The sequence below is a fragment of the Indolivaga capnocytophagoides genome (genome assembly GCF_036511535.1).
In the GTDB taxonomy this organism is placed as follows: domain Bacteria; phylum Bacteroidota; class Bacteroidia; order Bacteroidales; family Dysgonomonadaceae; genus Dysgonomonas_A; species Dysgonomonas_A capnocytophagoides.
The window spans coordinates 2,689,120-2,701,288 of record NZ_AP028867.1; the positions used below are offsets into that span (position 1 = coordinate 2,689,120).

Here is a 12,169-nt window from a genome sequence, read left to right on the forward strand (position 1 = left end):
GGTTAGTAGAACGACCAAAGTCCGCTGTAAACTTTAAAATATATTATTAAATACTTGCTATTAGTTATTACACCGAGAAAACCTTAAAATTTATTGCCATGTTAAAAAACAAACTTTTAATACTGATTATAGCCATTGCTGCTTCGATGCAAGGACAATCCCAACTACCCCATCTGATAAAACAAGGAACTGCAACCCAATTGGTAGTCGATAATAAACCTTTTTTGATACTAGGTGGTGAATTAGGAAATTCTTCGGCATCAGCGGTCAGTGATATAGAGTCCATTTTTCCAAAATTACAAAAGATGGGACTCAACTCAGTATTAGTTCCTGCCTACTGGGATCTGATAGAACCGACAGAAGGACAGTTTGATTTCAGCCTGATTGATAAAACAATAAATCAAGCCAGAAAAAACCAATTAAAAGTTGTTTTCCTTTGGTTCGGAGCTTGGAAAAACTCCATGAGTTGCTATGCTCCTCTTTGGTTTAAACAAGATTATAAGAAATATCCCCGTGCATACACTCAGTCGGGTAAACCTTTAGAAATAGCCAGTTCTTTTTCCGGCAATGTTTTACAGGCTGATAATAAGGCTTTCACAGAATTAATGAAACATATAGCATCGGTTGACGGCAAAGACAATACTGTTATTATGATACAGATTGAAAACGAAATCGGGATGCTCGAAAATGCCCGCGATTATTCGAAAGAAGCAAACGGTCTGTTCGAAGCTCAGGTTCCCGAAACATTAATCAAGTATCTCTCTAAAAATAAAAAAACACTTCATCCTTGGCTGCTTGACAAATGGGGAAAAGCAGGATTTAAAACGAAAGGAAATTGGCAGGAGGTGTTCGGGAACGACGTCTATACTGATGAGATATTTATGGCTTGGTCTTATTCTTCCTATGTGGAAAAATTAGCACTATCGGCTCGTTCAATACACAATATACCGCTATATGTAAATGCTGCAATGAACAGCCGGGGACGCAAACCCGGTGAATATCCCTCAGCTGGGCCTTTGGCTCATCTCATTGACATTTGGCAGTATGGGGCTCCCAATATTGATCTGCTAGCTCCCGACTTATACGATAAAGGCTTTGCGGGATGGGTTGCACAATATAAGCTGCACAACAATCCATTATTCATACCCGAAGTAAAATTGACTGATAACAATGGAGTACAGGCCTTTTATGCTTTCGGCGAACACGATGCAATCGGATATTGTCCGTTCTCCATCGAAAACGGTAACGATAATCCAGATGCTCCAACAGTAAAGGCTTACGCAAAGCTGAAAGAATTAACACCCCTCCTAACCAAAATACAGGGAAAAGGCATGTCAAACGGACTTCTGTTTGATCAGGAAAACAAAGAACGTATCCTCCGCTATGATGATCTGAAAATCATCAGCCGTCACTTTTTTACATTGCCATGGGATCCGAGAGCTACAAACGGTAGTACTTGGCCTGAAGGTGGAGGGATTATAATCCGCTTGGCTAAAGATGAATACATTGTAGCAGGAAGCGGTATTGTAATTGAATTTCAGAAAGAAGGAGAAAACAAATATACTGAATCTAAAAACCTGGGAGAAGATGGATTTGTCAGTCAGGGGGGAAATGAGTCCCTAAAACAAAATACATGGAACGGTGGATCGAGAGCCGGTATCGGCACTGTTGACGAAATCAGCATTTCCCCCGATGGAACATTCAACTACCTCCGCAGGCTGAATGGAGACCAAACACATCAGGGACGACATGTACGTATCGGCGTTGATGATTTCAGTATCCTTCACGTTAAACTTTATGAATACAAATAAGATATCACTACAACTAAGTAAATAAAAGTATTTAATGAAATATTTACAAGTTTATAACAAGCATTGAATCTCTCACTTACCAAAGAAATAAACAGGTCTGTGAGCTTAAAAATTGAGTATGAAAAACCTTCGACACATAATACTTCCTGTTCTTTTGATCTATTGTTCATTTTATATGCTGAACGGAAATAATATCCGATTCATCAAATACGAGAAAAGTAGTTCATCTATGGTTTTATTCGAATCCGGCAGCAGATTGAAGATATTGACAAATGAAACTGCGCTTCCCGGAGTAAAAATAGCCGTAAAAAACTTACAGGCTGACTTTTATAAAGTGACTGGTGTTGAGCCGGATTTAGGAACCGAAATAATTAACAGCAATCAACCTGTACTTATAATCGGTACAGTTGGTGTAGATCAATTTATAGACGAGCTTATAAAAAAAGGAAAACTGAACAAAGATGAATTAAGCGGAAAGAATGAAAAATACCTGATTCAAAATGTCACCGATCCTTTTGACGGAATAAAGGAAGCCATCGTTATAGCAGGAAGCGACAAGAGGGGTACAATATACGGGATCTACGAATTATCGAAACAGATAGGTGTCTCACCATGGTATTATTGGGCAGATGTACCTATCGAGAAAAGAAGTATTCTTTCGTTTGAGAGAGGTACTTATACAGATGGAGAACCCGCTGTTAAATACCGTGGGATATTTCTGAATGACGAAGCTCCCGCTTTAAGCGGATGGAGTCACACTGTATTCGGCGGATATAACCACAAATTCTATGAAAAAGTATTTGAACTGATACTCCGTCTCAAAGGTAATTTTCTTTGGCCGGCAATGTGGAACAACGCCTTCTATGACGATGACCCACTGAATGGTCCTTTAGCTGATGAATATGGCATAGTAATGAGTACATCTCATCATGAACCAATGGCTTTGGCTCAAAAAGACTGGCACAGAAAAGGAAACGGTGCATGGAATTACAACACCAACAGCAAGAATCTTAAATCATTCTGGAAATCGGGGATAGAACGCAGCAACAACTGGGAACGTGTTGTCACTATAGGCATGCGCGGTGATGGAGACGAAGCAATGGAAGAAGGTACAAATATAGCCTTATTGGAAAAGATAGTAAAAGATCAACGAAACATTATAACACAAGTTACAGGAAAAAGAGCTGAAGAAACTCCCCAAGTATGGGCTTTATACAAAGAAGTACAAGATTATTATGATCATGGAATGCGTGTGCCCGATGACATCACATTGCTATTTTGTGACGATAATTGGGGTAATGTCCGCAAATTACCCGAACTGGATTCCAAACCCCGAAAAGGCGGATACGGGATGTATTACCATTTCGACTACGTAGGAGGCCCTCGCAATTCTAAATGGATCAATATAAGTCCCGTACAACGTATCTGGGAACAGATGAACCTAACCTACCAACACGGAGTAGATAAGATATGGGTGGTAAATGTAGGAGACCTAAAACCCATGGAATATCCTATAAGTTTCTTTTTGGATATGGCATGGAATCCCGATCAATTCAATACTGATAATCTGTTACAACACACAGAACAATGGTGTGCGCAGCAATTTGGCGAAAAATATGCCAAAGAATCAGCCCGCATCATTAATCTTTACACAAAATATAACCGAAGGGTTACTCCCGAACTGCTGAATGAAAAGACCTACAGTCTCGAAAACTATAATGAATTCGAAACAGTAGTTAACGATTATCGTAATCTGGTTATAGATGCCATGCGATTATATTATCTGATACCCGATACATATAAAGACGCATTTGATCAGTTGGTTGTATTCCCCGTTAATGCTTGTTCAAACCTTTATGAAATGTATTATGCTGTTGCTAAGAACCATTTTTATGTAGATCAAAAGGATATACAAGCTAATTATTGGGCAAACAAAGCAAAAGAATGCTTTGAGCGGGACTCTCTTCTTACCCTACATTACAACAACGATATAGCAAATGGCAAATGGCCTCATATGATGGATCAAGTGCGGATAGGTTATACGACATGGCAACAACCCGACAGAAGCATTATGCCCAAAGTCGAATATATCATGCAAACCGCTCAATACAAGGAAAAAGTATTCGAAGAAGCTGACGGATATGTTTCGATCGAAGCTGAGAATTACAGCCGCCAGCAAAGTGAAGGTAATATAGAATGGACTGTTATACCTCACTTCGGGAAAACTCTTTCGGGGATAACAACTCTACCTGTAACATCCTCTCCTGAAAACAAGAGCGTGTACCTTGAATATGATATGGATATGAAAACCATAGGAGAAGGAAACCTTATTATACTGACCGCTCCCACTCTCAATTTCAATTCTAACAGAGGCTTGCGTTATGCTGTCTCTATCGACGGAGGTGAAGAACAAGTAGTAAACATCAATGGGCACTACAAAGGAGAATTGGGCAAATGGCAGGCTGAAAGCATAATAGAAACAAGCTCTAAATTCAAAATAAGCACAACTGGAAGACATACCATCCGGTTCAGAGTTCTTGATGCAGGAATCGTGCTTCAGAAAATCATGTTGGATATGGGAGGACTTAAACCCAGCTATCTGGGAGCACCTCAGAGTCAATATACGAAATAAATAATTGGTGAATCTATGAAACGAAATCTCTTCATCAGCTTTTCAATCAGAAAACTGCTTGTACTAGCCCTGATCCAATTCTGTATTTTGAACATAAATGCAGAAATAAAACTGCCCCGTCTGATCAGTAACGGGATGATACTACAACGTGACAAACCATTAACTCTATGGGGATGGGCATCGGCAGGAGAAACTATCTCGGTAACTTTTCAGGAAAAGAATTTCCGCACCAAAGCCGATAAAAAAGGAAACTGGAAAATAACATTGCCATCATATCCGGCAGGAGGGCCGTATCTGATGACCATCAATAAAACCGAATTACAAGATATTCTGATAGGCGATGTCTGGCTTTCGTCAGGACAATCGAACATGGAACTACCCATCAGCCGAACCTTAGACTTGTACAAAAAAGAGGTCGAAAATACCGTCAATCCGAATATAAGGCTATTCAGAGTACCGATGAAATACAGCTTTAAGCAAGAGGAAAATGATCTGCAAGGGGGTGAATGGAAGTCCGTAACACCCGATAATATACTCGATTTTTCGGCTGTATCTTATTTCTTCGCAAAAGAGATATATGATAAATACAATGTTCCGGTAGGAATAATCAGTACAGCCATAGGCGGCTCTCCGGCAGAAGCATGGCTCAGCGAAGACGCTTTACGCAGTTCCCCTAATCATTTAGCGACATTGTCACTGACAGCTAATGATGCATCTGTAGATAGCGTACGCCAAACAGAATCGGCTCAGGCAAAACAATGGCAAAGCCAGCTTAGCATAAATGATAAAGGAATATCTCTATGGAACAAAGACCATCTGGATATTTCGGAATGGCCTTCAATATCTTTACCTGGATACTGGTCGGACAAAGGACTTGGATTTATAAATGGTTCGATCTGGCTGAGAAAAGAATTTGAAGTAGACCCATCTATTGCAGGACAAGCAGCGATATTGCGTTTGGGCTGCATTGTGGATTCCGATTCGGCTTTTGTCAATGGTGTTTTTGTAGGAACTACTTCCTATCAGTATCCACCACGTATATATAATATACCGGCAGGAATTCTCAGAAAAGGGACGAACAACATTACCGTGCGAACTGTAAGCAACGGAGGACGAGGAGGTTTCGTTGAAGAAAAGCCTTACAAGATCATTACAGACAAAGGAGAAATAGACCTCACAGGAGATTGGAAATATCAGCGTGGAGCACAAGCAGGCCCGTCTCCTTCTCAAACATTTTTTCAATACAAACCGGCGGGACTCTACAATGGGATGATAGCTCCTGTCAAAAATTTTGCGATAAAAGGATTTCTCTGGTATCAAGGAGAAAGTAATACTGGTAATCCAAAAGAGTATAAAACACTGTTTCCCGATCTCATCAGTAATTGGAGAAGCAAATGGAGTGACGAAAAAATACCCTTCATATACGCACAGCTGCCCAATTTTATGAAAGCGGTAAAAACTCCGGCAGAAAGCAATTGGGCACAATTGAGAGAAGCACAACGACATACTCTGACTATCCCTGAAACAGGTATGGCTGTAACCATTGATCTGGGAGAATGGAATGACATCCATCCTCTTAATAAGAAAGATGTAGCCCGACGTTTATTCTTTGAAGCTCAACACATAGCATATAATGATTCCTCTGCAATCAGAAGTCCTCAATATCAAAGTATGGAAGTACAAGAAAACAGTATTGTGTTGACATTCTCCTCTCCTGGCAAAGGTCTTTATACCAATATTGATCTGAAAGGCTTTACAATTGCCGGATCAGATAAAAAGTATGTTTGGGCAAAAGCATCATTTTTAGCAGATAACAAAGTCAGAATATGGAGTGAACAGGTAGCCAATCCAGTATCGGTTCGCTATGCGTGGGCAGACAACCCCGATGATGCAAATCTGAAAAATAAAGAAGGCTTACCTGCAGCACCGTTCACAACAGAGTAAATAAATCCTATCAGAATCTAAAAATAAGAATGGAATCAATGTCAAAAACAGCAACCGAGTTGAAAGGTTTTTATAAACTATCCGGAATACAGCGTGTAGGTTTCGGATCAGGAGACTTAGCTCAAAATCTGATTTATCAGACAGTCTCTATGTATTTACTCATCTTCTACACAAATGTTTTCGGAATCTCGGCGGCAGCAGCCGGAGTTATGTTCCTTATAGTCCGGATAATCGATGTCATCTGGGATCCGATTGTCGGTGCATTTGTAGATAAGCACAATCCCAAATCAGGGAAATACAGGTCTTATCTTATACTCGGGGGGATTCCACTTACGGGCTTTGCCATCTTATGTTTTTGGAATGGTTTTTCAGGCTCATTGTTTTATGCTTATGTTACATATGTAGGGCTATCGATGTTATATACATTAGTCAATGTTCCGTACGGAGCATTAAATGCCTCTCTTACCCGGGATACCGACGAGATTACCAAACTAACATCTGTACGCATGTTTATGGCGAATCTGGGAGGTCTGGCCGTAGGATACGGAATACCCGTATTAGTAAAACTGCTCTCTCCCGATGGAAAAATAAATTCTTCGGAATCCGGAAATGCCTGGTTTATAACGATGACTATTTATGCTTTAACAGGATTAGCCCTGCTCATTTTCTGTTTTATCCAAACCAAAGAACGGGTAGTGATGGACAAAAAAGAAACGGAAGATGTAAAGGTTTCCGATCTATGGGTCGAATTCAAGAGAAACCGTCCGTTGCGCATACTTGCATTCTTTTTCATCACAGCTTTTGCCATGATGGCCATCGGCAATTCTGCGGGATCATATTATATGATTTACAATGTTCAGGCTCCCGATATGCTTCCTTACTTCATGGCACTGGGATCTATTCCCGCCTTTATATTTATGCCTATGGTTCCGGCTATCAAACGAGCGATCGGTAAAAAACAGATGTTTTATGTATTTCTATCTGTCGCGATACTCGGTATGGCACTACTGTATATAGTATCTATCGTTCCGTCTTTAAAATCTCAGGTATGGCTTATATTAGTCGCTCAATTTATAAAATCCACAGGAGTCATTGTTGCCACAGGATACATGTGGGCATTAGTCCCCGAAGTAATTTCGTATGGAGAACATACCACAGGAAAAAGGATATCGGGAATAGTCAATGCCCTGACCGGAATTTTTTACAAAGCAGGAATGGCGTTAGGCGGAGTTGTTCCGGGGCTGGTTCTGGCATTTGTCGATTTTAATAAAGATGATGAAGTATCTCAGTCGGTTTTTGCACAACAAGGAATATTATGGTTGGTAGCGGTAATTCCGGCAATACTTCTTATCATTGCTATGTTTATTATCTCAAAATACGAATTGGAAGATCATGTCATTGATAAGATAAATATGGAAATCGAACAAAGACATTCAAAAGAACAATAATAAGCAGTTATAACTTTAAAACGCAACACCAAATACTTACGTTAGTAATATAACAATATAAAATATAATATTATGAAAATATCAGCAGCTATTCTTTCTATATTCCTGACAGGGTTTCTCTTGGGGTGTTCGTCTTCGAGCAAAGATAATACAGTAAAGGAACCAAGCTTAAAAGATGCTCTAAAAGATAAATTCTATATCGGAACAGCCTTAAATCTGAATCAGATACAAGGTAAAGATACTTTATCTTTGAATATAGTAAAAAATCAGTTTAACTCTATCGTTGCAGAGAACTGTATGAAAAGCATGTATCTGCAACCCGAAGAAGGGAAATTCTTTTTCGATGATGCCGACAAATTCGTAAAGTTCGGAGAAGATAACAATATGTTTATCATAGGGCATACACTCATCTGGCATTCGCAGGCTCCAAAGTGGTTCTTTACAGATGAGAAAGGGAAAGATGTATCGAAAGAAGTTCTTATCGAACGGATGAAGAATCATATAACCACTGTTGTTTCAAGATACAAAGGGCGAATCAAGGGATGGGATGTCGTAAACGAAGCCATTCTAGATGACGGAAGCTGGAGAAAAAGCAAGTTTTATGAAATAATAGGAGAAGAATTTATCCCGCTAGCATTTCAGTTTGCCCACGAAGCAGACCCTGATGCCGAATTATATTATAATGATTATAACGAATGGCATACAGGAAAACGAAACACAACCATTGCATTGGTTAAATCACTAAGAGAAAAAGGTATAAAAATAGATGCTGTAGGGATGCAGGGACACATCGGGATGGACTACCCATCCTTGGACGAATACAAAGCAACCATCAATGCATACGATTCAGCAGGTATAAAAGTGATGGTTACAGAACTCGATCTGAGCGCATTGCCTTCACCCAGACCAAACATAGGAGCTAATATCTCCGATACGGAAGCCTACAACAAGGAAATGAATCCATATACCGAAAAACTATCAGATTCGATAGCTGCGGCGTGGAATAAACGCTTTGCCGAATTCTTCGATCTGTTTATCAGCAACAGTGATAAAATCAAACGGGTTACAATGTGGGGAGTTACTGATACCGATTCATGGAAAAACGATTTCCCGATGAAAGGCAGAACCGATTATCCATTATTATTCGATCGTTCATATAAGGCTAAGCCGATTGTACAGACAATTATAGATACAGCAGAAAAAAATAAAAAGTAATACACAAGGTCTCTGATTATAAAACACATTATCATGAAAAAATCAAGATATTTATTTCCTCAAGATTATATGGCTGACCCTTCGGCTCACGTGTTCGAAGGTAAAATTTATATTTATCCGTCTCATGACTGGGAAAGCGGAGTACCCGAAAATGACAATGGCGATCATTTCAATATGAAAGATTACCATGTATTCTCTCTTTCTGATATTGACGGAGAAATCACGGATCATGGAGTCGTTCTCAAAGTGGAAGATATTCCCTGGGCAGGCAGACAATTGTGGGATAATGATGTAGCTTGTAAAAACGGGAAATACTATTTGTATTTTTCGATGAAAGACAAGACCGATATTTTCCGTCTGGGAGTGGCTGTCAGTGAAACTCCATACGGGCCATTCGTTCCACAGGAAAATCCGATAAAGGGCAGTTACAGTATCGACCCGTGCGTATTCGAAGACAATGGTGAATATTATATTTATTTCGGAGGTATCTGGGGGGGACAGCTTCAACGTTACCGAAATAATAAAGCTTTGGAATCAGCTGCTTTTCCGGGGGATAACGAGCCAGCCTTGTCTGCAAAAGTAGCACGTTTGAGCAACAATATGCTTGAGTTTGCAGAAGAACCTCGAGAACTGCTCATTCTGGATAAGCATGGAAAACCCCTAACTCAGGGAAATACCGAACACCGATTTTTTGAAGCATCCTGGATGCATAAATACAACGGAAAATATTATTTTTCATATTCAACAGGAGATACTCACAATTTATGCTATGCGATTGGAGATAATCCGTATGGACCATTCACTTTTCAGGGAGTGATACTTACACCTGTTGTCGGGTGGACTACCCACCACAGTATAGTTGAATATAACGGAAAATGGTATTTATTCCATCACGATTGTGTTCCATCCGATGGTAAAACATGGTTACGCAGTATGAAGGTTGTTGAACTGGAATACAATGCGGACGGAACCATAAAAATGATAGAAGGAATAGAGAAATAGGGTCTTAGATCTCTAAAATTTAATAACCGAAAATCGCTAAAGGGATGAACACGATTAATCTTAAATATATATACTGTTTGTTTTTCATGGTTGTGCTACCATCCATTCTACCGGCAGAAGATGGTAGCCAATTGTGGCTGCGTTATCCGACAAACAGAAATAACATACAAACAGAGCAAAAAGCAACATCAAAACAATCGGGAGCAACGATATCCGTTGCCCTGAAAGAACTGAACCAGCATTGGACAGGGCAGAGAGTAGAATTAAGGATAGATAAAAAGCTCAAAGCCTTAAAAGACGGATATGAAATCAAAGGCAACGGGCAATTGATTACAGTCACTTCGGCTCAGGAGATCGGGCTTTTATATGGAACTTTCCATCTACTCAGACTCCAGACAACTAAAGCAAATCTGAGCGATATAAACCTAACGGAGAAGCCATCTTTCGATATCCGCATTTTAAACCACTGGGACAACCTTGATGGGACTATTGAACGTGGATATGCAGGTTATTCTCTATGGAAATGGGACGAGCTGCCCAATACTGTTTCACCCCGTTACGAAGAATATGCACGTGCAAATGCATCAATAGGGATTAATGCTACGGTATTGAATAACGTCAACGCATCACCCGATATACTGAAAGGCGAATACCTGAATAAGGTGAAAACCTTAGCCGATATTTTCCGCCCTTACGGATTGAAAGTATATCTGTCGGTAAACTTTTCTTCCCCTAAAATATTAGGAGGGACAAAAGACTCCGATCCTCTGAATCCCGAAGTTAAGCAATGGTGGGCAAACAAAGTAAAAGAAATATATAAACTGATACCCGATTTCGGAGGTTTTCTGATCAAAGCAAATTCGGAAGGACAACCCGGTCCTCAGGATTACGGACGAACACATGCCGACGGAGCTAATATGATAGCCGATGCCTTGAAACCTTACAACGGCATAGTCATGTGGAGGGCATTTGTATACAGTCCTTCCGACGAAGACAGAGCTAAGCAAGCCTATCTTGAGTTCGTTCCCCTGGACGGACAGTTCCATGACAATGTAATTATACAGATCAAAAACGGTCCTATCGATTTTCAACCTCGCGAGCCATTCAATCCTCTATTCGGAGCCCTCCGTAAGACTCCCGAGATGATAGAATTTCAGATTACTCAAGAATACCTCGGATTTTCGAACCACTTAGCATATCTGGCTCCATTATTCAAAGAAACACTAGACAGCGACACATATTCCAATGGAGCAGGCTCTACAATAGCCAAACTGACAGACGGGACATTACGTCCGGCAAAAGTAACCGCCATATCCGCTGTCGCAAACATCGGGGAAGATGCCAATTGGTGCGGACATCATTTTGCTCAATCGAACTGGTACGCATTCGGCAGGCTAGCTTGGAATCATCAATTGTCATCCGAAGAAATAGCAGATGAATGGATCAGAATGACATTTACCGATGATAAAAACTTTGTTACATCGGTAAAAGAAATGATGCTCACATCACGTGAAGCTGTTGTTGATTACATGATGCCGTTGGGTATTCATCACATCTTTGCAGAAGGACACCATTACGGACCTCAACCGTGGCTGTCCGAAGCCGGAAGAAAAGACTGGACTTCGGTGTATTACCATAATGCAGATAACACGGGAATAGGATTCGACAGAACCAAAACAGGCAGCAATGCCGTATCTCAATATTTTTCTCCGCTAAATAAGATATACGGAAATATAGAGACATGTCCAGAAAACCTGCTTCTTTGGTTTCATCACGTACCATGGAATTATCAGATGGAAGATGGAAAAACCCTTTGGGATGAGTTATGTTATAAATACGATACAGGAGTAAAAACCGTGCGTGAATACCAGAAAATCTGGGATCAGACAGAACCTTATATCGATACGCAACGATTCAGAGAGGTGCAATCGAAGCTAAAGATACAAGCCCGTGATGCTGTATGGTGGAAAGACGCCTGTCTGCTTTACTTTCAAACATTTTCGAAACAACCGATACCTTATGACATAGAACGTCCTGTACATGAATTGGACGATCTGAAAAAGATTAAACTCGACATGAAACATCACAACTAAGGTCTCAGACCTTTTTATTAAATT

The 12,169-nt window shown here is 40.2% G+C and carries 7 protein-coding genes; all 7 read left to right on the forward strand.

What is annotated here, in order from left to right; translation table 11 throughout:
- The first annotated feature begins 146 nt into the window (after positions 1-146).
- The 7 genes from AABJ51_RS10895 to AABJ51_RS10925 all read left to right on the forward strand — a co-directional run bounded on the left by AABJ51_RS10895 (position 147) and on the right by AABJ51_RS10925 (position 12,145).
- Positions 147-1,811 carry a GH35 family beta-galactosidase gene (locus tag AABJ51_RS10895; RefSeq protein ID WP_338375983.1) on the forward strand — a complete coding sequence of 555 codons (1,665 nt, stop codon included), beginning with the start codon at positions 147-149 and terminating at the stop codon, positions 1,809-1,811.
- 118 nt (positions 1,812-1,929) lie between these two features.
- The gene (locus tag AABJ51_RS10900; RefSeq protein WP_434781366.1) at positions 1,930-4,443 is read left to right on the forward strand and encodes a glycosyl hydrolase 115 family protein; all 2,514 of its coding nucleotides are present in this window, start codon (positions 1,930-1,932) and stop codon (positions 4,441-4,443) included.
- 15 nt (positions 4,444-4,458) lie between these two features.
- Positions 4,459-6,387 carry a sialate O-acetylesterase gene (locus AABJ51_RS10905; RefSeq protein ID WP_338372558.1) on the forward strand — a complete coding sequence of 643 codons (1,929 nt, stop codon included), beginning with the start codon at positions 4,459-4,461 and terminating at the stop codon, positions 6,385-6,387.
- Between the two features lie 29 nt (positions 6,388-6,416).
- Positions 6,417-7,835 carry an MFS transporter gene (locus AABJ51_RS10910; protein WP_338372559.1) on the forward strand — a complete coding sequence of 473 codons (1,419 nt, stop codon included), beginning with the start codon at positions 6,417-6,419 and terminating at the stop codon, positions 7,833-7,835.
- Positions 7,836-7,907: 72 nt separating this feature from the next.
- Positions 7,908-9,050, forward strand: a complete 1,143-nt coding sequence (locus AABJ51_RS10915; RefSeq protein ID WP_338372561.1) for an endo-1,4-beta-xylanase — start codon at positions 7,908-7,910, stop codon at positions 9,048-9,050.
- 33 nt (positions 9,051-9,083) lie between these two features.
- Entirely contained in the window at positions 9,084-10,052 is a 969-nt protein-coding gene (locus AABJ51_RS10920; RefSeq protein ID WP_434781367.1) for a glycoside hydrolase family 43 protein, read from the forward strand.
- A gap of 44 nt (positions 10,053-10,096) precedes the next feature.
- Positions 10,097-12,145: an alpha-glucuronidase gene (locus AABJ51_RS10925; protein WP_338372562.1), complete on the forward strand. Its 2,049-nt coding sequence runs from the start codon at positions 10,097-10,099 to the stop codon at positions 12,143-12,145.
- Positions 12,146-12,169: the final 24 nt, after the last annotated feature.

Coding starts and splice junctions, on each gene's coding strand:
- AABJ51_RS10915 (WP_338372561.1), top strand. CDS start 7,908: ATGAAAATATCAGCAGCTATTCTTTCTATATTCCTGACAGGGTTTCTC.
- AABJ51_RS10920 (WP_434781367.1), top strand. CDS start 9,084: ATGAAAAAATCAAGATATTTATTTCCTCAAGATTATATGGCTGACCCT.
- AABJ51_RS10895 (WP_338375983.1), top strand. CDS start 147: ATGCAAGGACAATCCCAACTACCCCATCTGATAAAACAAGGAACTGCA.
- AABJ51_RS10925 (WP_338372562.1), top strand. CDS start 10,097: ATGAACACGATTAATCTTAAATATATATACTGTTTGTTTTTCATGGTT.
- AABJ51_RS10905 (WP_338372558.1), top strand. CDS start 4,459: ATGAAACGAAATCTCTTCATCAGCTTTTCAATCAGAAAACTGCTTGTA.
- AABJ51_RS10910 (WP_338372559.1), top strand. CDS start 6,417: ATGGAATCAATGTCAAAAACAGCAACCGAGTTGAAAGGTTTTTATAAA.
- AABJ51_RS10900 (WP_434781366.1), top strand. CDS start 1,930: ATGAAAAACCTTCGACACATAATACTTCCTGTTCTTTTGATCTATTGT.